This window comes from Gordonia sp. CPCC 205515 (assembly GCF_048537925.1).
Lineage (GTDB): Bacteria > Actinomycetota > Actinomycetes > Mycobacteriales > Mycobacteriaceae > Gordonia.
On record NZ_JBCLVJ010000003.1, the window covers coordinates 110409 to 135934 of the forward strand.

A 25526-nucleotide genomic window follows, 5' to 3' on the forward strand; every position below is an offset into this window, starting at 1 on the left:
AGGTCGATAGGCTGTTCCCGATGAGTCAGAACCCACACCACCAGGCACCCCCCGTCGACCCGCGGACCCGACCCGAGCACGCGGTCGTGGTCTGCGGCACCGCGGGCGGCGTCGGCACCTCGGTGGTGGCGGCCATGCTTGCCGAGCATCGTGCCGCGACGACACTCGGGCCGATGTCGTGGTGGGTCGACGCGGCCGGCAACGACGGGGATCTGGAGCTCAGGCTGCGTGGTCAGGGCGATCCGGAGTTGCTCCGCACCACAGCGGGAACCGGCCTCTGGCTGCCGCCCGATGACGCGACAGTACCCGATGCGATCGTCGAATCATGGCGTCTGGGAGGCGTTCCCGTCGTCGACGCCGGCGCTCGTTCGCTGAGTGTGCTGCCCGACCTCGTCGAGAGTGAACTGGCGCATGTGACACCGATCCTGGTGGTGGGTCCGCGGCCCGACCTCCTGAATCGCGCACGGATCATCTTCACCGAATGGGATCGGGTCGGACTGCTGCAGTCGACGATCGTCGTGATCTGTTGTCAGGTACCCACTCTCAACCACGAGGCCCTGACCCAGATGCTCAAGGACACGGTCACCGGTCAGGTCGCCGGGGTCGTCGGCCTCGACTACGATCCAGTGCTTGGTGCCGGGACCGCGCTCGATCGTGGTGCGCAACAAGCATTCTCGCCGGGGACACACGCCGCGTTCCAGGCGTTGGCGGCAGCGACCACCGACGCTCGGTAGTCGAAATCTACGACCCCTGCCCCGCAATCCACAGATACATGATCAACGCCAGCACAAACGCGGCGACGTACAACCACCCAATCCAAATAGCAACGCGCGCATAGGATTCGCCGAGCTCTCGGGTGCGCGCGATGGTCGACTTCGCGCGGTAGCCGAGGATCAGGCCGATCGGTGCGGTGATACCGAGGATCGAGCACACGAGCGCCCAGATCGCGGTGCGATTGGTGGTCGGTACCGGAGCGCTCTTGCTCGACGCGGCACGGGATTTCGGCCGCGTGGTCTCCGCGCGGGTCCGTGAACTCAGGGTTTCCTCCGGTGCGTCGTCGGACGTGGCGGCCGAATAGGCGAGGGGACGTCGGTCAGCGGTCGTATCCGCGCTACCGGTGTCCGGACTGCTCGTGTCCACGATCGGTTCGAAATCGTCGTCCTTGTCCAGAAGCGGTGCAGGACGGCCGTTGTCGGTGGTTTTCGGCGGCGCCGGCGGCCGCGGTGGCAGGGGCGCCGCGGCTGAACCGGCCCTGGTCGGCGCCGCACTCGGCGGCGGACCCCCCGAGCCGGAGATGCGCGGCGCGTTGCGTGCGAGTTCGCCGGCCGTCATCGGTCCGGTGCGGCCCGAACCGGGACCGTGCCCCGGCGCCGGACCCCGCGGTGGGGGCGGGCGATTGCCGGGTGGTGGTGGCCCGGTGCGGCGCGGACCTGCCTGCCGATTCTCGGGCGACCCAGTGCTCCACGGCGGGATCGACCCTCCGCCGGGTGCGTGCGGGGGAGCACCGGCTCCCGGTGGCATCGGGCCGGGCGCCTGCCGGGGAGGACCATTGCGCGTCATCGGTGGCCCACTTGGACCGGGCGCGGGTGGTCCGCTGCGTCGGGGCGAACCGGGAGGCGGCGCCTGGGGCGGGCCTTGAGGCGAACCGGACGGCGAACCGGACGGCGAATTGAACGGCGGACCCTGAGGCGGACGGGACGTGCCGGCCGGTGGGCCGGGATTGATCGAGGCAGCGGTATCGCGGCCGGTGGGGGACGTGCGGGGCCCTGGCGACGACGGGACCGGACCCGGGGAGGTCACCGGGGCGGTTGGTCGACGCTCCCACGGCGCCGCGACCTGCGGGGTCGGCGCTGCGTCGTCGGCCCCGTCGGCCGGGCCGTCCCCGGCGGCGGGGGAACTCGAACTGTCGTCGGAGGTCACGAACTACAAATTACCGGGACGCGAGACCAACCGGCGCGAGAAGTCCCGGGTAACACGAGCTGTACGCCGCGTCATGACGCGGTGGGCACCTGTTCGGCGGGTCGGAGCGGGAGATCCTCGACCCGCGGAATCGTGGGTGAGACCGGTGGCGGATCCTTGCGGGTGCGGCGGGCGATCACCACGGTTCCGGCGGTCAGCACCGCAATCACGGCCGCAATCGCAGCAGACCACACATACTTCTTCGACATGCCGTCCAGCCTGCCAGCCAGGGCATAGGCCTGTCATCTTCGGACGTGTTCGCTCAGGGCTGCGTGCGCATCTGAGCAGAAGTGGTTGGATGGATGGCGTGACTACCAAGACGCAGACCGCGACCCTGCACACCAATCGCGGCGACATCGTTGTCGATCTCTTCGGAAACCACGCACCCAAGACGGTGGCCAACTTCACCGGCCTCGCCGACGGCTCGCAGGATTACAGCCAGCCCAACGCCTCGGGCGGCGACAGCGGCCCGTTCTACGACGGCTCGGTGTTCCACCGCGTCATCGAGGGCTTCATGATCCAGGGTGGCGACCCGACCGGTACCGGTCGTGGCGGCCCGGGTTACCAGTTCGGCGACGAGTTCCACCCGGAACTGCAGTTCGACCGCCCGTACCTGCTGGCAATGGCGAATGCCGGACCCGGCACCAACGGCTCGCAGTTCTTCATCACGGTCGGCCCGACCCCGCACCTCAATCGGAAGCACTCGATCTTCGGTGAGGTGACCGATCCGGCGTCGCAACAGATCGTCGACGCGATCGCCACGACCTCCACCGACCGGTCGGACCGCCCGCTCGACGCCGTCGTCATCGAGAAGATCGAAATCAGCTGACCGGCCCCGCATACCCCGAACACCAGCACACCGCCGGCCCGCCGGCGGTGTGCTTTCGGCATCCCGACCGGCCCACCGGACTGGCCTGCAGCCGATGCGGACGCCCGGCGTGCCCGGAATGCCTCCGCCCGGCGAGCGTCGGGCAGCACTGTGTCGAGTGTCTCGGCAACGACGGTGTCCAACGGTCGGTCGTTCAGCCGACCTTCGGCGACCGCGGCATCCGACCCATGGTCGCCAAACCGCTCGTCGGATCGCGCCCCTACGCCACCTACAGTCTGATCGCGGTCAACGTCGTCGTCTTCGTCATCTGCATGCTGCAGGCCGGCGGCTCGCAGATGCTGAACTCCCCGCTGTTCGTCGACTGGGCGCTCTTCAAACCCTGGGTCGCCGACGGCGAGTACTGGCGCCTGCTGACCGCCGGGTTCCTGCACTTCTCGGTGACCCACATCGCGGTCAACATGATCTCGCTCTACATTCTCGGCCGCGATCTCGAGCTGGCCGTCGGCATCCCCCGCTACCTGGCGATCTATGTCACGTCGCTGCTCGGCGGCAGCGCCGCGGTGATGCTGCTCGGGTCGAACAACGCGGTCAACGCCGGCGCATCGGGCGCGATCTACGGCCTGATGGGCGCGGTGCTGATCGTCGTGCTCAAGGCCAAGGCGTCGCCGGTCCCGGTGATCACGATCATCGTCCTGAACATCGTGATGTCGGTGACGATTCCGGGCATCTCTCTGCTCGCGCACCTCGGCGGACTGATCTTCGGTGCGGCCGCCACCGCGGGCATCATCTTCGTGCCGCAATGGATCCTGTCCCCGGAACGCCGGACCGCTGCCGCAGCAAGCCGCATCGGGTGGATTGCGGTGGCCGTGCTGTTCATCCTTGCGCTCGCCATCGGCGTGGGCGTGGGATTGACCGGTGGCGGCTTTCAGAGCGTCCTCAACTGAGTCGCCGCGCGTCCTCCACGTCGAAGCCCGCCCGGCGTAGCTCGTCGGCCACCTCGCCCACGTCGGCGCCCAGATCCCACCGGCTGAACACGATCAGCCGGGTGTCCTCGCGCAACGCGTCCGGTGTCGTGGCCGGTGCGTCGTCGCGCAGCACGTCGATCTGCAGCTGGCCGGCCCGTCGACCGATCCGCCGCAGTTCCAGTAGCCGGATCCGATCGATGCGGTCGCGCGGGTAGACCCGACGACCCGTCAGGCTCCGGACGATCAGCTCGCCCTGCTGCGTCACGGCCAACCGCGGGCGCATCGTCAGCGCAACGATGCCGACACCGAACAGCAGTAGGGCAGCGACACCCATCAACACCAGGCCTGCCGGATCCGAGGCGGCGAAGAATGCCGCGACAAACAGTAGAACACCGCCTCCGACCAGCGTGAATGCGGCCGGACGCGGCGTCGCCCAGGATGCCCGTGGGGATGAATTCAGAGAGTTATCCACAGGGGTTACTCACAATGGGGATGAGTTACACACATGTTATTTCCACAGTGTGGAGAACTTACACACATGTGACTCCGCAGCTCAGACGCCAGATCAACGCCATCGCATGGTCATCAACAGACCGACGACCATCAACGCGAAGCCGATCAGAAAGTTCCACGCACCGAGCTGGCTCATCCAGTGCAGGGCGCGTCCCTCATCGCCGTACTCGGACTGCGCGCCGATGTAGAAGACGATCAGCCAGGCGAGGCCCAGCAGCATCAGGCCGAGCATGATGCCGACGTAGATGGCGCTCGACGGCCCGGCCTTCACCTTGACCGGGGTGCGGCTGGCCGGGTTGATGGTGTAATCGGTCTTCTTCCGGACTTTTGACTTCGGCATGACTTCCTCTGTAGTGCTGTACAGCCCCGACGGCTGCTTGTGCGTGCATTACCTGCAGTACTCAGTGACGCAGTAACTACCCTCTACGGTAACGCACGCGCGCGGTAGCCTGACTGGGTGAATCAGCCGTCTGCGCACGTGGGAGCCGGATCTGCCCCGGCCCGCATCCTGGTCATCGACAATTACGACAGCTTCGTCTACAACCTGGTCCAGTATCTCGGCCAGCTGGGCGTGGATGCAGTCGTGTGGCGCAACGACGCTCCGCAGCTCGCCGACCTCACCGCCGCGATCGAGGGCTTCGACGGCGTCCTGCTCAGTCCCGGCCCCGGCACCCCGCAACGAGCCGGGGCGACGATGCCCATGGTCGACGTGGCCCGCGAGACCGGAAAACCGCTGCTCGGCGTGTGTCTCGGGCATCAGGCCATCGGCGCGGCCTTCGGCGGCACCGTCGACCGCGCCCCCGAACTGCTGCACGGCAAGACCTCACAGGTGTTCCACGACGACGCCGGTGTCCTGACCGGTCTGCCCGACCCGTTCACCGCGACCCGCTACCACTCCCTGACCGTGCTGCCGGAGACGATCCCGGACGAACTGATCGTCACCGGACGCACCGAGACCGGCATCGTGATGGCCATGATGCACCGCGAGCTCCCGATCCACGGAGTGCAGTTCCACCCCGAGAGCGTGCTCACCCAGGGTGGTCACCGCATGCTGGCCAACTGGCTGGCAGTGTGCGGCATCGTCGTCGACGAATCCCGCGTGGCCGCTCTCGAGGCGGAGATGGCCGCGGCGCTCGGCTGACCCGAGCACCACGCACCTCTCAGCCGGGTAACAGGCTCATCTGACCGACGACGATCGACACCGCCGAATCATTGCGCACCCGGGTTCCCGGCGCCGGGGACTGCGAGATGACCTTCCCGTCGTCGGGACTCGCAATCGGCACCGGACGCGTCGACCGGGTGAGCGTGGTGTCCTCCCAGCCGGCCCCGTCGAGGGTGGCCCGCGCCTGCTGCGGCGTCTGGCCACGCAGGTTCGGCATCACGAACATGTTGCCGCGCGACACGGTGATCTGCACGGTGCTGCCCTGTTCGACGACGGTGCCACCGTTGGGTGAGCTGCTCACCACCTGGCCGGCCGGCAGCTCGGAATCGCCGGACACGCTCACGACCTTGAGTCCGACCTGCTGGAGGACCGTGCGGGCGGCCTCCTCGGTCTGTCCGGTCACGTCGGGGACCGTGATCTGCTTCGGACCGTTGCCGACGTGCACCACCACCGCACCGTTGACCGGTGCTTCGGTGCCGGTCGGCGGGGTGGTGCGGACGACCTTGTCCTTCAGCTCTCCGCTGGAGTCGACGCGATCGGTTCGTACGTTGGAGAAGCCGAGTACCCGTAACGCTTCGGTCGCCTCATCTGGAGTCTTGCCCCGCAGGTCGGGCATCTGATGCCGCTGCGGGCCGGACGAGATGTACAGCGTGATCTCCGACCCCTGGGTGGCGAGCACGTTCTCGGACGGCGCCGAGCGGGTCGCCGAGCCTGCCGGCACGTCCAGGCTCGGTTCCTCGAGTTGTTTGACCTGGAAGCCGGCCTTCTCCAACGAGTCACGGGCCTCGGCCATCGGCTTGCCGGACACCACCGGCACCGCCACCTGTTGGGCCACCTCGGTGGAGTTCCACGGCGACCACAGGAACAGACCCGCGACCAGCAGCACCACCGCGGCCAGGGCACCCAGCACAAGGCCGCGTCGTCGTCGGCCTCCTGAGGCATCGGTCTCCTCGACGGCCTCGTGCTTGTTCGCGCCGATCGCCCGGCGCGGTCCGGTGTCGGACAGGATGCGGCGCGGACCGCTGTCGATGAACTCGGTCCGATCCTCGTCGGACAGCAGCATCGGCGCCGAGGGTTTCCCGCCGGCGAGCACCTTGATCAGATCGGCGCGCAGGTCGGCCGCCGACTGATAGCGGTTGGCCGGATTCTTGCTCATCGCCTTGAGCACCACCGAGTCCAACGAGCGGGGGATCTCCGGCCGGATGGCCGACGGCCACGGCGGATCCTCGTGCACATGCTGATGGGCGACGGCGACCGGCGAGTCACCGGTGAACGGCGGCTCCCCGGTGAGCAACTCGAACAGCACGCAGCCCATCGAATAGATGTCGCTGCGCGGATCCACCTTGATGCCGCGGGCCTGCTCGGGCGAAAGGTACTGGGCGGTGCCCATCACCGCGGAGGTCTGCGTCATGGTCGACGTCGCATCACCCATCGCGCGGGCGATGCCGAAGTCCATCACCTTGACCGCACCGGACCGGTCGATCATCACATTGGCCGGTTTCATGTCCCGGTGCACGATGCCGTTGCGGTGCGAGAAGTCCATCGCCGCAGCCACATCCGCCATCCACGTCATGGCCTGTCGCGGGGCGATGGGACCGTTGCTGCGCAGCACGTCGCGCAGCGTGTCGCCGTCGACGTACTCCATCACGATGAACGGCAGCGGGCCGTCCTCGGTCTCGGCCTCACCGGTGTCGAAGACCTGCACGATGGTCGGATGGTTGAGCTTGGCGGCGTTCTGCGCCTCGCGTCGGAACCGTAGATAGAAGGTGGGGTCGCGGGCCAGGTCGGCGCGCAGCACCTTGACCGCGACGTCGCGGTGCAGTCGTAGATCCCGAGCAAAGTGAACCTCGGACATGCCGCCGAAGCCGAGCGTCTCACCGAGCTCGTACCGGTCGGACAGGTGGTGCGGCGTCGACATCACCTTGGGCTCACCAACTCTCGGCTAGTCACGACGCCTCCGGCGCATGCGTACGCATCTGCTCGGCTGCCTTGGGGACACGACACCCCACTCATTATCGGTCATGTCAGTTCCCCGGCAGACCGGGAATGCTGAAGGTGAACGACGGCAGACCGTCGCCGGGAGCCTCGGTCGTCTGCTCCTCGGTCGTTTCCGGCGTGGTCTCTTCGGTCGTCGGCGGCGCTTCCGTGGTCGTCCGGGTGGTCGTCCGCGGCGGAGGTTCCGTCGTGGTCCGCTCCGGTTCCTGCGTCTCCTCCGTCGTCTGCGGGGGCGCGGTCGTCGTCTCGGTGACGGTCGTCGCCGACGGCGTCACCGGAGTCTCGTTCGACGACGAATTGCTCACCAGCCAGTAGACGATCAACCCGAGCGCGGCGAGCAACAGCACGCCCGCGACGCCGGCCAGCACCTTCTGCCCGGTGGTCCAGCTGTTGTCGTCGACGGCCGGCGGCACGGGCCGACTCGGCGGGCGGCTCGAGGTGCGTGCGGTTGACGGTCGCGACGCCGCGGTCCCGGTGGTACCGCTGGTCATCGCGCGGGTCGACGGTCGTACCGCCGCGCCGGCCACCGCACCCGCGGCTGCCGCCCCGGCGATCGCGGCACCCGGTCGGGGTGCCGGTCGCCCGGCGCGGACCGCGGCGACCGCACTGGCGAACTCGCCGCCGTTGGCGTACCGCTGTTTCGGATCCTTGGCCATCGACGTCTCGATGAGGTTGCGCACGTTCGGCGGCACCGTCGACGGCAGCGGGGGAGGCGTCTCCCGAATGTGCTTCATGGCCACCGTGATTGCGCCGTCGCCGAGGAACGGCCGGCGCCCGGTCAGCGACTCGTAGCCGACGACGCCGAGCGAGTACACATCCGACGCCGCGGTCGCCTCCTCACCGGTCGCCTGCTCGGGGGAGATGTACTGCGCGGTGCCCATCACCATGCCGGTCTGTGTGACCGGTGCCGCGTCGACGGCCTTGGCGATGCCGAAGTCGGTGATCTTCACCTGACCCGTCGGGGTGATGAGGATGTTGCCCGGCTTCACGTCGCGGTGGACGAGCCCCTGCGCGTGCGCGGCCTGCAACGCCCGACCGGTCTGCTCGAGCATGTCGAGACTGTTGGGCAGCGACAGCCGGCCCATCCGAGAGATCACCGAGTTCAGCGGTTCGCCGTCGACGAGTTCCATGACCAGGTAGGCCAGCGGGTCGCCGCCACCACGGTCCGGGGTTTCGCCGTAATCGAAGACGTTCGCGATCCCGGGGTCGTTGAGCTTGGCGGTCGTCTGCGCCTCGGTCCGGAACCGGGCGGTGAACTCCGGGTCGTTGGAGTATTCGGCCTTGAGGACCTTCACCGCCACCCGACGATTGAGCCGGGTGTCGATGGCCTCCCACACCTGGCCCATGCCGCCGGTCGCGATCAGGCGCATCAGCCGATATCGGTCGGCGATCGTCGTTCCGCTCTGCAAGGTCATCAGCTGCCACCTCCCACCAGGGCATTGATCACTGCACGGCCGATCGGTGCGGCCACCGCACCACCCGTCGACGCCGGTCCCGGGTCACCGTTCTCGACGACCACCGCGACCGCGACCTGCGCATTCGACGACGGACCGAACGCGATGTACCACGAGTACGGGGTCTCCGATTCCACGTCGGACGTGTCGGAGTGCTCGGCGGTACCGGTCTTCGACGCGATGGACACCGGACCACCGGCCCCGAGGGTGCTGCGTTCGGACTCGATCATCAGCGAGGTCATCGTCGCCGCCTGATCCGAGCTGATCGGCTCGTTGATCGTCGTGGGTTGCGTCGTCTGCAACGTCCGCAGGTCGGCGGCCTGCAGCTTGTCCACCAGGTAGGGCTGCATCCGGACACCGCCGTTGGCGACGGTCGCGGCGATCATCGCCATCTGCATCGGCGTGACCCGCACATCGCGCTGACCGATCGACGACTGCCCGAGCGCCGCCAGATCCGGGATCGGTCCGACCGTGGAGGTCGTCACCGGCAGGGGTGTGTCGGGTTGCTTCTCATCGATGCCGAACCGCTGTGCGGTCTCCTTGAACACGGTGATCGGGTCTTTCATCTTGCTGGTGGTGAGATCGACGAACGCGGTGTTGCACGAGTACTTGAACGCCTGCGTCAGCGACACCGTGCCACCCGTCGACCCGGGGCAGGTCTCGCCCCCGTAGTTGGTGAGCGACGTGTTGGTGTCGGGCAACACGATCGACGGTGCCGCGGTCAACCGGATGTCCGGGGTGATGCCGTCGCGCAGCGCCGACGCGGTCGTGATGACCTTGAACGTCGACCCCGGCGGGTAGAGCTGATTGATCGCCCGGTTGAGCATCGGCATGTCCGGATCACCGGACTGATTCCAGGCCGTCCAGCTGCTCTCGCGCACCGCTTGGTCGTGGCTGGCCAGCTTGTTCGGGTCGTAGCTCGGGCTCGACGCCATCGCCAGGATCTTGCCGGTGTTCGGCTGGATCGCGACCACCGCGCCGCGGCACCCGCCCTGACAGCCGTTGCGCAGGCCGTCGTAGGCGGTCCGTTGCAGCCGCGGGTTGATCGTCGAGACGACGTTGCCGCCCCGCGGATCCCGCCCGGAGAACATGTCCATGAAGCGTTGGCCGAACAGCCGGTCGTCGTTGCCGTTGAGGATCGAGTTCTCGTACAACTCCAATCCGGCACTGCCGTACTGGAATGAGTAGTAGCCGGTGACCGGGGCGAACGCCTCGGCGCCGTTCTCCGGATAGGTCCGCAGGAACTTCAGTCGGCCGTCGCTGGGCACCGACACCGCGACCACCTGACCGCCGCTGGCGGTGATGGCACCGCGCTGACGGGCGTATTCGTCGAGCAGCACCCGGTTGTTGCGGGGATCGGTGCGCAGGGCATCGGCCTTGAACACCTGGACGTAGGTCGCATTGGCGAGCAGCGCGACGACCATGACGATCACCGCGATGGACACCCGCGCGATGGGCTTGTTCATCGCTTCACCACCTGCGTCGGCAGGGAATCGACACTCTTGGGTGCGGGCCGACGCCGCGTCGGATCGGGTTCACGCGCAGCGTTGGAGATCCGGATCAACAGCGCCACCAGAATGTAGTTCGCCAGCAGCGACGACCCGCCGTAGGACAGGAACGGTGTCGTCAGACCCGTCAGCGGGATCAGTTTGGTGACACCGCCGACGACGACGAACACCTGCACCGCGATGGTGAACGCCAGGCCCGTCGCCAGCAGCTTGCCGAAGCTGTCGCGCACGGCGATACCGGTGCGCAGGCCGCGCATCACGAAGATCAGGTACAGCATCAGGATCGCGGCCAGACCGGCCAGCCCGAGTTCTTCACCGATGGTCGCGATGATGAAGTCGGTGTTGGCGAACGGCACGATGTTGGGTCGTCCCGAACCCAGTCCGGTGCCGAACAGTCCGCCGGTCGCCAGACCGAAGAGGCTCTGCCCGATCTGATAGCCGGAACCGTCGAAGTCGCTGAACGGGTCCTTCCAGATCTCCACCCGGACCTGCAGGTGCGCGAACAGGTGATAGGCGACGAACGCGCCGATCACGAACAGCACAACACCCAGCACCAGCCAGCTCGCGCGTTCGGTCGCGACATAGACCATCGTCAGGACCGTCGAGAAGATCAGCAACGACGACCCGAGGTCCGACGAGTACGCCAGCACCGCGATCGACACGAACCACGCCGCCAGCAGCGGCCCGAGGTCGCGGGCGCGGGGAAAGTCCATGCCCAGGAAGTGCTTTCCGGCGGTGGTGAACAGATCCCGCTTCGACACCAGGAACGCCGCGGTGAAGATGATGATCAGGATCTTCGCGAACTCACTCGGCTGGATGGAGAAGAACGGCGTGATGATCCAGTTCTTGGACCCGTTGATCTCCGACATCGACGACGGCAGGATCGCCGGGATGATCAGCAGGACGAGGCCGCCCAGACCCAGGGTGTAGGCGTAGCGCGACAGGGTCCGGTGATCGCGGACGAAGATCAGGATCGCCGAGAACGCGAGGATGCCGAGCACCGCCCACAGCAGCTGCTGATCGGCGTTGTTGGTGCGGTCGGTGACGTTGATCGTCTCGCCGGTCCGGCCGGTCCCCAGGTCGAGGCGGTGGATCAGGACCAGGCCGAGCCCGTTCAGGACGGCCACGACCGGCAGGAAGATGGGATCGGCGTGCGGGGCGAAGCGACGCACCACCATGTGGGCGGCGCCGAACAAGGCGATGTAGGCCGCGATGTACTTGGCCAGATCCCAGGTGATGGCCTCGCCCTGGGCGGCCTGCACGATGAGCAATGCCACCGCGACCAGACCGATGGCAAAGCCGAGCAGCACCATTTCGGCGGTGCGCCCGGTCTGAGCCGGTGGTTGGCGCGGCGGGGCGTGGACGGTCGCTTGGCTCATTCAGTGGCCCCGGCAGATCTTGGTGCCGTCGCTGTCGTACTGCGCCGGGATCGCGGTGGTGGTCGTGGTCGGGCCGGCGTTCGGTGGCGTCGAGGCCGGGCCGCCGGCGATATCACTCGGCGACGACGACGGCGGTGCGCTCGGAGCCGGACTGATCGTCTGCGACACGTCGGGCACCGGAGCCGGTGCCGGGGTGGCCGGAGCCGGTGCAGGGCACAGCGGCAGGAAGTTGAGATGCATGACGCGGTTCTGCGCATCGGCCAGCGACAGATTCTTGATCGAGTTCCCGACCACCGCGTTGCGGTCGAGTTCGGCGAGTTCGGACACCTCCAGCGGCGCGCAGGCGTCGTCGGCGTTGCCGTAGTCGACGAAGTCGACCTGCGGGGCCGTCTGGTCGAGTCCCGTCACGCACACGTCCTGCGCGGCCGAACTCAGATCCAGAAACAACACCTTGTCGGGGGAACCTTGGAAGACGACGACGTTCCCGTCCTGTTCGCCGACGAAGTAGTTCTTCTGCACCATCGCGCGGGTCAGGAAGAAGCCGATGGCCAACACCGCGATCACCGCGAGCACCGCCCCGACCGTCAGCCACCGGCGCAGCGGACTATGCGTCCGTGCAGGTTCCTCGTCGGCGAAGATCGTCGGGCGTTGCGGTTCGCTGGGCGGCGGACGCAGGGCCGCGGCTCGCCCGGCCGCCGTCGACGGATTGGGCGTGTACCCCTCGTCGTCGCCACCGGCCGCGCCACCCACGATCGGCCGCGATTCGCCGATCTCGTTGTCCACGACGTCGGCGACGATCACGGTCACGTTGTCCGGACCGCCGCCACGCAAGGCGAGTTCGATGAGGCGGTCGGCGCACGCCTTGTAGTCGGCGATCGACCCGAGGGTGTCGGAGAGGGTCTCTTCGCTGACCACGTCGGAGAGGCCGTCGCTGCACAGCAGGTAGCGGTCGCCGGCGCGGGCCTCGCGCATGGTGAGGGTCGGCTCGATCTCCTGGCCGGTCAGCGCACGCATGATCAGTGATCGCTGCGGATGGGTGTGCGCCTGCTCGGCGGTGATGCGCCCTTCGTCGACCAACGTCTGGACGAACGTGTCGTCGCGGGTGATCTGGGAGAGCTGGCCGTCGCGGAACAGGTAGCCGCGGGAATCCCCGATGTGACACAAGCCGATCCGGCTGCCGGCGAACAGTATCGCAGTGAGGGTGGTGCCCATGCCGTCGAGGTCGGGGGACGCCTCGACCTGCGCATGGATTGCTGAGTTGCCGTTGTGCACGGCCCGGTCGAGTTTGGAGAGCAGGTCGCCGCCGGGATCGTCGTCGTCGAGTGACCGCATCGACTGGATGACCAGCTGGCTGGCGACCTCGCCCGCCGCGTGACCGCCCATGCCGTCGGCGAGTGCGAGCAGCCGAGCCCCGGCGTAGACCGAGTCCTCGTTGTTGGAACGAACCAGACCGCGGTCGCTTCGCGCGATATAGCGCAACACCAGGGTCACGGGCGCAACTCGATCACCGTCTTGCCGATCCGAATCGGCGTGCTGATCGGCACCTTCACCGCGGTGGTCACCTTGGATCGGTCGAGATAGGTGCCGTTGGTGGAGCCCAGATCTTCGACGTACCAGTCATCACCGCGGCGGGAGAGCCGCGCGTGCCGCTCGGACGCGTAGTCGTCGGTCAGCACGAGCGTCGAGTCGTCGGCGCGACCGATCAGCACCGGCTGGGTGCCGAGCGTGATCCGCGTATTGGCCAACGCACCGTGCGTGACGACCAGATAGCGCGCCGACCCGCGGGTCGCACGACTACCGCTCTGCCGTTTGTCGCTGCGTGTGTAGCGCGCGAGCCGGCTACCGCTCGCCGTGGCGATGTCGGCGCGCAGCGTGCGGATGACGGCGTACACGAACAGCCAGAGCAGCAGCAGGAACCCGAATCGGGTCAACTGCAGCACCAAGCCCTGCATCTACGTCTTCACCTCCAGCACCATTACCCCTGCCGCCATCTTGCGGCCTTGTCCCCCCGAGCGCCGAGTGAGACAAACGGACCCGACTGCATCTTATGGGCACAGACCGGGTTGGCCGCCATCCAGATGTGACAGTTCCGTATCAACAGCTGACGTCGCAGGTCGTCGGACGTCCCCGATTCTTGGAGATTCGAGGCGTTCCAGCTGCCGGCGCCCCCGATCCCTGAGGTGCGAGGCGCCAGCCGAGCCGGCCTCGATCCCTGAGGTGCGAGGCGCCAGCCGAGCCACGAAGGGCGCCGGCTACTGGAACCGAACGGTGATGTCGGAATGGCCGAGGCGGATGCGGTCACCGTCGGCGAGCTCCCAGCTGCTCACCTGTAGGTCGTTGACCGTGGTTCCGTTGGTGGAATTGAGGTCGGTCAGCATCGCGGTGTGGCCGTCCCAGCGGATCTCCACATGCCGACGCGAGACGCCGGTGTCGGGGAGGCGGAACTGGGCGTCCTGGCCGCGGCCGATGACGTTGGAACCCTCGCGAAGCTGGAAGCTGCGGTTGGAGCCGTCCTCGAGCAGCAGGGTCACCGCGGTCGGTGCGTACGCCGCGGGCTGTCCGTAGCCCTGGTCGTAGCCACCCTGCTGGTAGGCACCGTAGGCCTGCTGGCCGTAGCCCTGCTGGTCGTAACCACCCTGTTGGTCGTAACCGCCCTGCGCGTAGCCCTGGTCATAGCCTTGTTGGGCGTAGCCCTGGTCGTACCCCTGCTGGGCGTAGCCCTGGTCATAGCCCTGCTGCGCGTACGCCTGCTGGTCGTAGCCTTGCTGCGGATTGCCCTGGTCGTAGCCCTGCTGGCCGTAGCCCTGGCCATAACCCTGCTGGTCGTAGCCGCCCTGTGGGTAATTCTGGTCGTAGCCTTGCTGGGCGTATCCCTGCTGGTCGTAACCGGCCTGTCCGTAGCCCTGGCCGTAGCTCTGGTCGTGGTTCGGCTGCTCGTAGGCGCCCTGCTGGTAGTCGTGGCCACCCTGCCGGCCGCCCTGGTCCGCGCCGTGGCGCTGGTCGTATCCGGGGTTGTTGGTCATCTGTCGGGCTCCTACTTCTACTACTCGGTCTGCGCGCGGTGCGCGCGATTCTTGTGGTCTGGGTGCTGCGGCCGGGGTCGGACGTGGTGTCGCATCCGGGTTGACCGCACCGCTGCTCCGAAACATGCCGGTATGCAACGACGGTGATTGCTCGAACTCTACGACGACGCGCCCGTAGGTCTGCCATCCGTTGTCGGCGATGAAGTTTTCCAGATGCTTGGAGTATTTACGACGATTGATTTCGTATTCCGCTGCGACCTGGTCGTAATCGGTCGGACTGAAGACGACGGTGTAACTGTTCGGCGCGAGGATGGCACCGTCGCCGAGATCCTCCAGCGACTCCTCGGCTCTGCGCTGCAGCCACTGCTCGATCTCCTGCGGCGCCACCGTGCCGCCGAAGACCCGCGCGAAGCCGTCGTCGACTGCGCCTTCGAGCTTGCGTTCAATACGTTGCAGAAATCCCACCGTCGACCTCCCTTCGCGGCTCCGTTGCCCACACACCTGGCGTGTCGCCGTGCGTGGGGCCTTGGTAGATGATACCGATTCTCACCCTCATCAACCGGATCAAGTCAACTGCAGCACCAAACGCAACATCTCTCACAGGGATGTCGTGGCGCCCAGGCTACTCCGCATTCACCCCATGACCTGCGATTTCCACGCCATTTCCGATGGCAAATCCCCAGTTCGCCGCATCCCCGGTCGGTGGTTGAGCAGACGCCACCCCCGTCGGTTGAGCAGGCCGGCGACGAAGGAGCCGACCGTGTCGAAACCGCAAGCTGTCGCCTAGACCAAGCCGGTTTTGCTTCCACACGCCCAACCTTGCTATCGTCTTCCAGTCTCACGCAGACAGCCACGGGCGAGTGGCGGAATGGCAGACGCGCTGGCTTCAGGTGCCAGTGTCCTTCGGGACGTGGGGGTTCAAGTCCCCCTTCGCCCACCACGGAGCAGTTCAGCTCAAATCGGTACATCAGGTCAGGTTGCAGAAATGCGGCCTGATCTCTTGTTTTCGCGCGGTCGGCTCGGCGGCTCGCCAAAACCCTTGATTGTGGGGACATGGGGTTGACGTGTCCCGTGTTGCGCGCATGCGGGCGATGACTATGGACCGACGGACTCCGGGGATCACGGCTGCCTAGCCGGTTTCTCGATGTGGGTATCGATCAAGAACCCGGCAATTGCAAACCCCGCGTTGACCGCGAGCTTCGCGTGCCGCGGTGCTGGACCAACGGAACCTTTACCGCGACCATGAGCATCGCTGAGGGCATTGCGCATCCCGGAAAGACCACTGACGACTGTTGCAGCACCGCTGAGAATTTGCTTGATGATTTGTTCGGAGTGCTGGTCAGGCGAGACCTCCATCGCCGATGCCGCAACCTTGTAGAGCTTCGCGAGGTCCCAGGAGTTCTCGTAAGCAACCGACCTCTCGTCGCAGATGTGCTTGCAGACACTTTCCAACGTTGTGCGAGTAGCAGTGATCGCGCCGTCAGGGTCAGACGTCACCTTGCCCAGCGCCGCCGTCCACGACTTAGTGACTGCCTGCCAGTCCTCCAGCTTTTCCAAGCCTTGGCTGGCTGCTTTGGCACCCGGCGTCCCATCGGCCAAAAGGAGCGAACGGAGCTTCTCAATCTCCTCGTCTGGAGGCATTCCGTACCTGCTGGCACCGTCGTAGCTGCAGAGCTCGAGCAGAAAGGTCTTCTGCTGCGGCAGCGGCATTGACTTGAGGCCAGCCTGGAAGATCTGCCACCGCGACATGGCTCCACCACCCCAGCCCTGGTACGGGCCAAGCGCATCCGTGTACTCAGCAAAGATCTCATGGATCTCGGGACCGCTGAATCCTGTCTCGCGCGCGAACATATCGGTGGCTAGCTTCATAACGCGGTAGGGCAGTCCGTTCGTCTTCGATGACACATACCCATTGTTGGCTACGAATCACTGGATCGCGTGAAGCTCCATCGAGTCTGTACCGATTGGCGCCGTCAGGACTTCCCCCATTTCGTCGGCCGACGCCGATAAGGTTTCTGACCGGGCGGCACTATGGCGGCCCGTAGGTGAGCCGGAGGAGTACAGCTGTGCGTTTGAGCGCCGACAAGACCGTGAAGTGGACGGCAGCGTCCGCGCCCGAAGGCGTTGCTCCTGACCAGGTCTATTTCGGCCCGGACCCGCACCACCTCGGAGGCTTCCAGGTTGCCGTTGCGCGCGCTGCCTCCGCACCGTCCCGACAGGTGCTTCGAGAGCTCTTCAACGCGCGCAAGGGCAGGACGCAGGTCCAGCTCACCATCGCAATACTCCACGACGATACCGCCTACTTGTTTGGCCCTGACCCTCAGGCGCAGGCCGTTGAACTCCCGATCGAGCAGGCTCAGCGTCAGCTTCAGTCCGTCCTTGCCGAGCCTGACGTGCTGGCCGCGACGGAGCGATACGCAGCCTTCCGGAAGGCGAACGACACTACGGGTGTCGTGGGCTTCACCAACAGCGGTCTGTTTGCGACGCATCACATTACGAGCAATGTCCCGAAGCGATCTGACTGGGAGACTCTCGGCAAGAAGGCCGAGCCACTGCTCAGCAAGCGGGGTAAGCAGCTTGTCGAGGCTCTTGGGTTCGGCACCTCGCCAGGGCCAAACGGCACGATATTGCTTTCGACGGGTGGCCGCCCGCCTCGCGCGGTTGCAGTTCTGTTGGACGACTCAGAGCACTTTGACACCAAGACCCAGCGCTTCCAGCTTTCGCCGGTGGCGTTTGGCCTGGCGGTGGCGTCGAGGCAGGAGATTCCGTGGCTCGTCGTGCTTCGGAAGGACCAGATCAGGCTCTACCCGGGCCGTGACGGTGTCGGCGTTGGGTCCAAGGGCCAGGCCGACACGTTCTTCGAGATTGACTTGTCGACCATCGGTTCCGAACTTGCTGCCCTGCTGCCCCTTGCGTTCTCCGCGAACGCACTCGTCGTCGACGGTACTGCGGACGAACTGTTGCGTGACAGTGCCCGTTACGCGACAGAGTTGGGCGCACGCCTTCGGGAACGAATTTACGACGAGATCGTTCCTCCTCTCGCGGTCGAAGTCGCACACCGTCTTGCGCAGAACGCGGGTGTGAAACTCGATGCGGATGGACTCGCCCTTGCCTACCGTGCCACTCTTCACATCCTTTTTCGACTGATCTTCCAGGCATACGCCGAGGACCGTGGGCTTCTGCCGTCTGGCCGCAACGAGGGGTTCGACGCAAACAGCCTGAAGACAAACGCCCGACGATTACTCGACGCGGATACTAGCGAATTCGGAGATTCATCCACTATTTGGTTCGACCTTGTGCAGGTGTGGAACGCGATCGATCACGGTAACCCGCAGTGGCAGATCCCCTCATATAACGGAGGGCTTTTCTCCACGGACCCGGACCGATCGCCTGAAGGCGCACTGATAAAGCGAATCGAGTTGCCCGACAACGTGCTCGGCCCGGCGCTCAAGAGTCTCCTGATCGACGTCAATGAAGACGGGGTACTCGGTGCTGTCGACTTCCGCTCGCTGAGCGTTCGCGAGTTCGGCACGATCTACGAGGGTCTCCTTGAGAGTTCGCTCTCCCTCGCCGAGGAAAACCTGACCCTAGACAAAAGCGGTGCATGGGTTCCAGCAAAGCAGTCCGACGAGGTCTGGGCGCAGTCTGGCGAGGTCTACTTCCATACGGCCTCGGGCGAGCGAAAGGCGACAGGGTCGTACTTCACCCCGAAAGTTGTCGTCGACCATCTCATCGAGCGATCAATCGTTCCCGCGCTTGGAGCGCATTTGCAGAAGATTTCCACCTACCTCGACCGGGGCGACGCCTCGGCGGCCGGGAGAGAGTTCTTCGACTTCCGGGTAGCCGACCTCGCTATGGGATCAGGTCACTTCTTGGTGGCTGCCGTCGACAAGATCGAAGCACTCATGCGCTCCTTCCTTACTGAGCATTCGGTTGTAGCTGTAACTGAGGAATTGCTCCGGTTGGCGGAGGTTGCACGCGACGCGCTTGGCACCGATGACGTCGCCAAGAGTGATGTCGACGAAGTCGGGCTTCTTCGGAGGCAGGTCGCTCGACGTTGCATCTACGGTCTTGACATCAACCCGATGGCGGTGGAGTTAGCGCGACTTGCGCTTTGGATTCACACATTCGTGCCCGGCTTGCCAATGAGCAATCTCGACCATGGCTTGGTGAACGCCAACAGCCTTACCGGAATCGGCACTATTGACGAGGCAGTGGATGCACTCGTCGGCACCTCGGATTCTTTCGACGTGCCTGCGGAAGATCAGCAGCAGAGCCTGGACGACGGTTTGTTTGAACCAGAGGGCTCGCTTTTCTCGAAAACGGGCGCACGACCAGCTCAGCGCGGCGGATACCATTATTGGCTGCGCGGAGTTCTGACGGATTATCTCGATACCGCGAGGCCACTCCTTGTCGACATGGCGAATGCATCAGAGGCGAATAAGTCCGAGATAGAGGAGGCGGCGGCCTTGCTCGCCCGCGCGCGTGCAGCTGCCGAGCCTGCCAAGCGCATCTTCGATGCGGCCGTGGCAGTTCGCCTCGGGCGTTGGTCGACCGAGATCACCAGACCCGAGCACATCACGCGACTAACGGAGTCAAGGGAGCCCGGCGAGATTGTCGAGTCGCTCAAGCCCGCGCACATGCCTTACCTCTTCCCGGAGGTATTTCTGCGAGAGAAACCGGGATTCGATGTACTTGTGGGAAATCCCCCCTGGGAGGAGTTAATGGTTGAGGAGACCAAGTTCTGGCTGCGTGTGCGGCCAGGGCTATTTGGCCTCTCTCCTGCCGACCTGAAGCGCGAGCTCGCTCGGCTGCGTGTCGAGCGAGCAGACATGTTGCCGACGTTGGAATCCGAGATCGAGACCGTTGAAAAAATGCGTCGAGCATTGCTTGTTGGACCTTATCCAGGCCTTGGAACAGGCGATATCGATCTCTATCAAGCATTCGGCTGGCGTTATTGGGAAATGCTGCGTGAATCGGGTGTGGTTTCCATTGTGATGCCGCGCGCATTGTTTAACGTAGCGGGGATGAAGCATTGGCGTGAGGAGATATTCCGTACCGGAGAACTCGAGACCGTGACGCTCGTAAACAACCGAAAGTGGATTTTCCCAATACACCCGCAATACACCATTGCCCTGGTCACGTTGGTCAAGCGAAGTCAGCCAAGTTCTGCTGTTCGCTTGGCAGGACCCTTCTTCTCCGAGACGGAGTTCGTCGCTGGGCGCGACCGTACGGGCGAGATTGGCACAGACGCATTGACAGCGATGTCGGGATCTACTATTCCACTGCTGCCGGGGCCGGAATCTGGTGCAGTGCTCACAACAATTAGGCGGGCACCGCGGCTCGACCGTCGCCTGCCGGATTGGGATTTTCGGCCAATGACCGAGTTCCATGCAACCAATGACCGTCAAAAGTTCGATGCTGGTGAAGCCGGGACGATGGCGGTTATTGGCGGCGCGGGTTTCGAGATATGGAATTCGACGACGGGCAACGTCTATGCGCTAGGCGAGCCAGGCAAGATTCGAAATGCGCTTCAGGCAAAGCGTCAGCGTCAGGTCCGATTGAAGAGTTCGGCCTTTTATGGGCAATCGCTGGAGTGGGCTGCCGACCCATCAACACTGCCAATTAATCGAGCGCGCATAGCTTTTCGAGACGTGACGAGAGCGACTGATTCGCGAACTTTAATAGCAGGACTGATAGCCCCCGAAGTTGCCCTAACCAATAAAGCGCCGTACATATTCGCCGCTGTCGGTGGTGCGGTCGAGGAAGCCTATCTATTGGGATTTCTTTGTTCAATCCCGCTCGACTGGTACGCACGCAAGTATGTCGAGCTTGGAATGAATTTCCACATTTTTAAAGGGCTCCCTATACCTGACTTTGTGGAGACCGACCGGCACCGGCGGGTCGCTGTAATCGCAGGACGTCTCGCGGCTTCGGACGAGCGGTATGGACCTTGGGCTGACGAGGCAAAGGTGCCGGTGGCCTCGGTGCGATCTCAGGCTGAGAAGGAGAGTCTGGTGGCAGAGCTCGATGCAGTGGTGAGCTTGATCTACGGCTTAACGGAGGATCAGGTCGAGCACGTGTTTGCAACTTTCCACCGTGGTTGGAACTACGAGGCCCGTCTCGACGCGGTCATTACTCACTATCGAGAGTGGAAGGGTAAGGCATGACGCAACTTCCCGACTTTGCGACCAATCACGCATCAAGCGAAGCGGGGCTCACGGTTGCTGACAAAGTCAACGAACTGTTCTGTCTGCTGCGTGAGAACAAGGTGTCTGCTCCACCGATTGCTATCGCGACGGCCTACGTCAACCCAGCGGGTTTCGCGCTTCTCGCTGACGAGTTGGAATTAGCACCCCGAGTTCGGTTGTTGCTCGGTGCTGAACCCGAGGAGGAATCGGTCCGAGCGATCACCTCGGGTGACTCCGATCAGGACGCACGACGGGACGCGGCAATCGAACACCACCAGGCCTGGCTGGAAGCGGAGCGGGACACAATGGGCTTCGCTCGTATTCCGACGGCCGAGGCGAAGCGGATGGTCGAGTGGCTGAAAAGCATTGACGTAGAACAAAATCCAAGAGTCGAGGTGCGTCGCTATTCGGGAGGCTTTCTGCACGGGAAGACCTACCTTGTTGAGGACAACGCAACGCAAGCGGCGATCGCTGGTTCGTCGAACATGACTTATGCTGGCCTAGCCCGCAATGCCGAGTTGAATCTCGGCACCGGTGGCGGGACTGGCGCAGCGGAGAAGGTGCGTGAGTGGTTCGAGCACTACTGGTCCCAGAGCGACCCGTATGACCTTGCTGAGCTGTATGGCCGTCTGTGGGATCCGCATACGCCGTGGGTGGTCTACCTTCGGATGCTTTGGGAACTGTATGGCGAGCATCTCGATTCCGACGAGAACCCTGAACCCCACACGCGCCTTGAGCTGACACGCTTTCAGGCGGATGGGGTGGTGCGTATGGAGCGCCTTCTCGACGAGCACGGCGGTGTCCTGGTCGCCGATGAGGTTGGCTTGGGCAAGACTTACCTTGCGGGCGAGGTCATTTACCGCACCGCGAACATCAATCGTCAGCGTGTGCTCATCGTCGCACCGGCTGCGCTGAAATCGTCGATGTGGGAACCATTTCTGGAGTCCTACGACTTCAGCCGCTGGGTGAAGGTCTACTCTTACGAGGAGGTACGAAACCGCCTCGACCCCGACAGGGGCCCAGTCGATTCGTTCTTCCAAGAGGTCGCAGACTATTCACTCGTCGTCATCGACGAGGCACACAACCTGCGCAACTCCGGAGCACAGCGTTCAGGTGCCGTGGATCGAGTCATCACCGCTGGCGGCTCCAAACGCGTTGTGCTGCTTACTGCTACGCCTGTCAATAACTCCCTCTCCGACCTCGAAACTCTGGTGAAGTACTTCATCCGCGATGATGCCCGCTTTGCGGCGCTGGGAATACCGAGCATCCGTGAGTACATCAAGCAGGCGCAGGCCATGGACCCCGCCAATCTGACACCCGAGCATCTGTTTGACCTGATGGATCAGGTTGCCGTGCGGCGCACCCGAAAGTTCGTCAAGGAGCATTACGCCAACGAGCTGATCCGGGGCGCGGATGGGAAGCTGACCACTCTGAAGTTCCCGCAACCCAAGGTTCGCCGGATCGACTACGACCTCAACGATGACGGCCTGGCGCTCATTGACGCGATGGTCTACGCGCTCGACGACCCGACCGATCCACACGCCTCACGCGCGTGGGAAGAACGCAGTCGCGATCCGCAACGGCTGATGCTCGCACGCTACCTCTCCAGCATGTACACGGTCGACCACGATTTGCAGGAATACCAGATCACCAACGCAGGCCTGCTTCGGTCCGGTCTCCTCAAGCGACTGGAGTCCAGTCCACAGGCGCTCCACGCCTCTCTGGAAAACATGATCGCCTCCCACGAGAGCTTCCTGGAGGCGCTCGGAAAGGGCTTCGTTCTCAAAGGCGAAGCGCTGAGTGAATGGGTCTCCTCCGACTCTGACGATCTCGACGCCTTCGTGGCCGAATTCGACAACGACGAACAGATCGAATCGGTCGACGGCTACCACCTCACCGAACTTCAGGGTGACGTCGAGTCCGACATCGCTCTGCTCTGTGAGTTGCGAGATCTCGCCCACGTTGTGATCGAGGGTGTCGAGCCCAAGGTTAAGCAACTCATCGAGGAACTGACGACGATTGCGGCCGCCGCGCAGCGCGTCGACCCGCGCGGTCTCTCGCATGCCGACCGCAGGAAAGTCATCGTCTTCTCGGCCTTCACTGACACCATCATCCCCATCCACGACGCCGTCGTGGAAGCAATCGAATCAGCGCCCTCAGGATCTCCGCTGGCCGACTATCGTGCTCGCATCGCCCCGCCAATCATGGGCTCGTACGCTAAGACCCACGAACGCGGAGCAACTGGCGGTGTTGACCAAGGAGGGCGGGCGTCAACCATCGCCGGCTTCGCACCCGCGACGGCCGGACCTCGAAACGCAAAGGGCGAGCCAGCGGCGAAGGACGAGTTCGACATCCTGTTCACCACCGATGTGCTCTCTGAGGGTGTGAACCTCCAACAAGCCGGGCAGATGATCAACTACGACCTGCCATGGAACCCCATGCGCATCGTCCAGCGACACGGTCGTGTCGACCGCATCGGCTCTAGACACGACTACGTGCACTTGGGACTCTTCTTCCCGGCCGAACGCCTCGACGCCCTGCTGGACCTTGAGGCACGTCTGGAAGCAAAGCTGGCGCTAGCCGATGCGGCGGTCGGGGCAGGGAACGTACTCCCGGGCCGCGGACCAGGACACGAAGTGAATCTCACCGACGACCAAGTCGTCGACGAGTTCGAGAAGCTTCTCGACGCCGGTGGATCGAGTGCCTCACTGTCTGGCGAGGAGTACCGTCGGCGACTGTCCAGTGCGTTCAACATGGATCCGCTGCTGAAAGCCGACATCCTCAGTCTCCCTTATGGTTCGGGCAGCGGATTCGTGAACCCAGTGGTGAACGGCAACGGCTACGTCTTCTGTATCAAGATCGGAAAGAGCCCGAAGCCCTGGTTCAGATACGTGCCGGTCGACGACGACTGGTCGCTCCGCCACAACGAAGACGGCCAACCATTAATCTCTCCTGACACACTCCTTTCCCTCCGTGTCGCCGATCCACAAAACGCCAGCGCTGATCGATGGCTCCCGGACGAGGTCTACGACCATGCGTTCGACGCGTGGGAGGTCGCGCGCGACAGCGTCTACAACGTCTGGCAGGAACTAACCGACCCGAATGCGTTCCAACCCGACCTGCCACTGTCCTTCCGGGACGCATATGCACTCGTGTTTCGGAAAGGTGGATATCTCGGCAGGGACACTCAGATCGCGCTCGCCAATCGCCTACGCAGCGTCCCCTCCGCTAAGGTTTCGCGTCAGGTCCGCGGGGCCATCAACCAAGGTCGCACGGATGAGGAACGCATCAAGCTCGTCACCGAGGTGCTCGACGAGGCCGGAATCTCCGCACCACCGCCACGCGAACCCCTCCCCGATGTCGAGAAGCACGAAGTTCGCCTCGTGACCTGGCTCGCTGTGAAAGGCACACGGGCACTTGAGGAGACAGCACGGTGACCTTCGATCCACGCCACTCCGTCGATCAAAGCCTGCACCACCTCGCGCAGCGACTCGACCCGATCATCGGTGCCAAGTTGGCGCCCAACCTCGGCGGCCTCCCGTGGCCGACAGTCCTGAGTGAGCTCGACAAGATGAAGGGCAAACCACCCAAGTCTTACTCTGCTGCCGACCTGCAATCGCAACTCAGAATGATCACCGAACGCCTCGGCAAACTCGGGTTCCCGTTCGACGACCACACCCGCCTGGTCACCACGCTCGGCAACGAACTACGGATTGTCCGAAACCGGTGGGCACACCATGATGGGCTGACGACATTGGATGCCTGGCGCGCAAACGATTTCGCGGTACGACTTCTAGAGCACTTCGGTGATGACCAGGGTGCCGCCGATGCGCGAAAGCTTCGTGACGAAGCCTTCGACGCCTTGGTGGAGGCGAAAGTCATCGCTGAGCACGTCGCACCGACGCACCCGCAACCGCACACCGAGGCGCCCGAGCCCGATGCCGAAGCTGAGCCGGACTCGGACGTCGTCCGTCCAGACCCTTCCGTGTTGAAGCGCTCCGATTCTGCGAACACCCCAACCATCGGCTCCGGACGGTCGGAGTTCGAACCGTGGACACTCGTCGTGGTCGGTGATGTCGATGTCCTCGACGCCTTGCCAAAAAAGGTCGCCAAGGAACAGGTCCGTGCTGTCGCAACCGAGATCGCCGAGTTCGAAGGCCCAATACACATCAACCGGCTCGCCCAGCTCACAGCCGCATCCTTTGGAGTCCGACGGCTTTGGCCGACCCGCGAGAAGAAGCTGATCTACCAGATCAAGCAGACCGGGCTGGTCATCGATGACGACAAATGCGTCTGGCCAACTGATCTCGATCCGGCGACGTGGACAGAGTTCCGTCCCAACGACAGCACTGTCGACCGACCTTTCACCGAGATCAGCCCTGCCGAGATCGCCAACGTAATGCGCTTGCTTCAAGTCGACACCCCGGGGATCAGCGACACCGACCTCGACGCTGCGACCCTCCGAACCTTTGGACGCAAGCGCAAGACCAAGCAGTTCAATGCCCACCTCAACCGCGCCCGCAAACTGGTCTGAGGCGGACATCCGCA

At 64.5% G+C, this 25526-nt stretch carries 19 protein-coding genes and 1 tRNA gene; 8 read left to right on the forward strand and 12 right to left on the reverse strand.

Annotated elements, in window-relative coordinates:
* The first annotated feature begins 20 nt into the window (after positions 1–20).
* Complete coding sequence (locus AAFP30_RS05025) at positions 21–734, forward strand: hypothetical protein (RefSeq protein ID WP_419228767.1); 714 nt, start codon at positions 21–23, stop codon at positions 732–734.
* A gap of 7 nt (positions 735–741) precedes the next feature.
* Here AAFP30_RS05025 and AAFP30_RS05030 read toward each other — a convergent pair whose 3' ends face one another.
* Both AAFP30_RS05030 and AAFP30_RS05035 read right to left on the reverse strand, forming a co-directional pair.
* Entirely contained in the window at positions 742–1920 is a 1179-nt protein-coding gene (locus AAFP30_RS05030) for a DUF4190 domain-containing protein (RefSeq protein ID WP_419228768.1), read from the reverse strand.
* Between the two features lie 71 nt (positions 1921–1991).
* The gene (locus AAFP30_RS05035; protein ID WP_419228769.1) at positions 1992–2168 is read right to left on the reverse strand and encodes a hypothetical protein; all 177 of its coding nucleotides are present in this window, start codon (positions 2166–2168) and stop codon (positions 1992–1994) included.
* An 89-nt stretch (positions 2169–2257) separates the two neighbouring features.
* On the opposite strand from AAFP30_RS05035, the gene AAFP30_RS05040 reads away from it, so the two are divergent.
* Entirely contained in the window at positions 2258–2788 is a 531-nt protein-coding gene (locus AAFP30_RS05040) for a peptidylprolyl isomerase (protein WP_419228770.1), read from the forward strand.
* A complete protein-coding gene (locus tag AAFP30_RS05045; protein WP_419228817.1) occupies positions 2785–3732 on the forward strand; it encodes a rhomboid family intramembrane serine protease in 948 nt (315 codons plus the stop codon). The genes AAFP30_RS05040 and AAFP30_RS05045 overlap by 4 nt, the downstream gene beginning before the upstream one ends.
* On the opposite strand, the gene AAFP30_RS05050 is transcribed toward AAFP30_RS05045, so the two are convergent.
* Complete coding sequence (locus AAFP30_RS05050) at positions 3725–4225, reverse strand: PH domain-containing protein (protein WP_419228771.1); 501 nt, start codon at positions 4223–4225, stop codon at positions 3725–3727. The genes AAFP30_RS05045 and AAFP30_RS05050 overlap by 8 nt on opposite strands.
* Positions 4226–4318: 93 nt before the next feature.
* The gene (crgA, locus tag AAFP30_RS05055) at positions 4319–4606 is read right to left on the reverse strand and encodes a cell division protein CrgA (protein WP_419228772.1); all 288 of its coding nucleotides are present in this window, start codon (positions 4604–4606) and stop codon (positions 4319–4321) included.
* A gap of 117 nt (positions 4607–4723) precedes the next feature.
* Between crgA and AAFP30_RS05060 the strand changes: the two genes are divergently transcribed.
* Positions 4724–5407, forward strand: a complete 684-nt coding sequence (locus AAFP30_RS05060; protein WP_419228773.1) for an aminodeoxychorismate/anthranilate synthase component II — start codon at positions 4724–4726, stop codon at positions 5405–5407.
* Positions 5408–5426: 19 nt separating this feature from the next.
* On the opposite strand, the gene pknB is transcribed toward AAFP30_RS05060, so the two are convergent.
* From pknB to AAFP30_RS05095, 7 genes are all read right to left on the reverse strand, one after another.
* Positions 5427–7346 (reverse strand): Stk1 family PASTA domain-containing Ser/Thr kinase, encoded by a 1920-nt coding sequence (gene pknB / locus AAFP30_RS05065; protein ID WP_419228774.1) that lies wholly within the window; start codon positions 7344–7346, stop codon positions 5427–5429.
* A gap of 106 nt (positions 7347–7452) precedes the next feature.
* Entirely contained in the window at positions 7453–8838 is a 1386-nt protein-coding gene (locus tag AAFP30_RS05070) for a serine/threonine-protein kinase (protein ID WP_419228775.1), read from the reverse strand.
* Entirely contained in the window at positions 8838–10343 is a 1506-nt protein-coding gene (locus tag AAFP30_RS05075; protein WP_419228776.1) for a penicillin-binding transpeptidase domain-containing protein, read from the reverse strand. Before AAFP30_RS05075 ends, AAFP30_RS05070 begins: the two co-directional genes overlap by 1 nt.
* A complete protein-coding gene (locus AAFP30_RS05080) occupies positions 10340–11764 on the reverse strand; it encodes an FtsW/RodA/SpoVE family cell cycle protein (protein WP_419228777.1) in 1425 nt (474 codons plus the stop codon). Before AAFP30_RS05080 ends, AAFP30_RS05075 begins: the two co-directional genes overlap by 4 nt.
* The gene (locus tag AAFP30_RS05085; RefSeq protein ID WP_419228778.1) at positions 11765–13255 is read right to left on the reverse strand and encodes a PP2C family protein-serine/threonine phosphatase; all 1491 of its coding nucleotides are present in this window, start codon (positions 13253–13255) and stop codon (positions 11765–11767) included.
* Positions 13252–13716, reverse strand: a complete 465-nt coding sequence (locus AAFP30_RS05090; RefSeq protein ID WP_419228779.1) for an FHA domain-containing protein FhaB/FipA — start codon at positions 13714–13716, stop codon at positions 13252–13254. The genes AAFP30_RS05085 and AAFP30_RS05090 overlap by 4 nt, the downstream gene beginning before the upstream one ends.
* Positions 13717–14016: 300 nt before the next feature.
* Positions 14017–15252 carry an FhaA domain-containing protein gene (locus AAFP30_RS05095; RefSeq protein ID WP_419228780.1) on the reverse strand — a complete coding sequence of 412 codons (1236 nt, stop codon included), beginning with the start codon at positions 15250–15252 and terminating at the stop codon, positions 14017–14019.
* Between the two features lie 389 nt (positions 15253–15641).
* Between AAFP30_RS05095 and AAFP30_RS05100 the strand changes: the two genes are divergently transcribed.
* A tRNA-Leu gene (locus AAFP30_RS05100) sits at positions 15642–15727 on the forward strand.
* 179 nt (positions 15728–15906) lie between these two features.
* On the opposite strand, the gene AAFP30_RS05105 is transcribed toward AAFP30_RS05100, so the two are convergent.
* On the reverse strand, positions 15907–16692 hold the full coding sequence (locus tag AAFP30_RS05105; RefSeq protein WP_419228781.1) for an abortive infection family protein: 786 nt from the start codon (positions 16690–16692) through the stop codon (positions 15907–15909).
* A gap of 161 nt (positions 16693–16853) precedes the next feature.
* Between AAFP30_RS05105 and AAFP30_RS05110 the strand changes: the two genes are divergently transcribed.
* Genes AAFP30_RS05110 through AAFP30_RS05120 form a run of 3 tightly spaced genes read left to right on the forward strand, consistent with a single transcriptional unit; the run spans position 16854 to position 25512 of the window.
* Positions 16854–20957 (forward strand): Eco57I restriction-modification methylase domain-containing protein, encoded by a 4104-nt coding sequence (locus AAFP30_RS05110; protein WP_419228782.1) that lies wholly within the window; start codon positions 16854–16856, stop codon positions 20955–20957.
* The gene (locus AAFP30_RS05115; protein WP_419228783.1) at positions 20954–24415 is read left to right on the forward strand and encodes an SNF2-related protein; all 3462 of its coding nucleotides are present in this window, start codon (positions 20954–20956) and stop codon (positions 24413–24415) included. Before AAFP30_RS05110 ends, AAFP30_RS05115 begins: the two co-directional genes overlap by 4 nt.
* Positions 24412–25512, forward strand: a complete 1101-nt coding sequence (locus tag AAFP30_RS05120) for a Swt1 family HEPN domain-containing protein (RefSeq protein ID WP_419228784.1) — start codon at positions 24412–24414, stop codon at positions 25510–25512. Before AAFP30_RS05115 ends, AAFP30_RS05120 begins: the two co-directional genes overlap by 4 nt.
* Positions 25513–25526 lie beyond the last annotated feature (14 nt).

Excerpts from the sequence above, each read along its gene's own strand:
- AAFP30_RS05025 (WP_419228767.1), top strand. The coding sequence starts at position 21 with ATGAGTCAGAACCCACACCACCAGGCACCCCCCGTCGACCCGCGGACC.
- AAFP30_RS05035 (WP_419228769.1), bottom strand. The coding sequence starts at position 2,168 with ATGTCGAAGAAGTATGTGTGGTCTGCTGCGATTGCGGCCGTGATTGCG.
- AAFP30_RS05040 (WP_419228770.1), top strand. The coding sequence starts at position 2,258 with ATGGATGGCGTGACTACCAAGACGCAGACCGCGACCCTGCACACCAAT.
- crgA (WP_419228772.1), bottom strand. The coding sequence starts at position 4,606 with ATGCCGAAGTCAAAAGTCCGGAAGAAGACCGATTACACCATCAACCCG.
- pknB (WP_419228774.1), bottom strand. The coding sequence starts at position 7,346 with ATGTCGACGCCGCACCACCTGTCCGACCGGTACGAGCTCGGTGAGACG.
- AAFP30_RS05070 (WP_419228775.1), bottom strand. The coding sequence starts at position 8,838 with ATGACCTTGCAGAGCGGAACGACGATCGCCGACCGATATCGGCTGATG.
- AAFP30_RS05075 (WP_419228776.1), bottom strand. The coding sequence starts at position 10,343 with ATGAACAAGCCCATCGCGCGGGTGTCCATCGCGGTGATCGTCATGGTC.
- AAFP30_RS05080 (WP_419228777.1), bottom strand. The coding sequence starts at position 11,764 with ATGAGCCAAGCGACCGTCCACGCCCCGCCGCGCCAACCACCGGCTCAG.
- AAFP30_RS05090 (WP_419228779.1), bottom strand. The coding sequence starts at position 13,716 with ATGCAGGGCTTGGTGCTGCAGTTGACCCGATTCGGGTTCCTGCTGCTG.
- AAFP30_RS05115 (WP_419228783.1), top strand. The coding sequence starts at position 20,954 with ATGACGCAACTTCCCGACTTTGCGACCAATCACGCATCAAGCGAAGCG.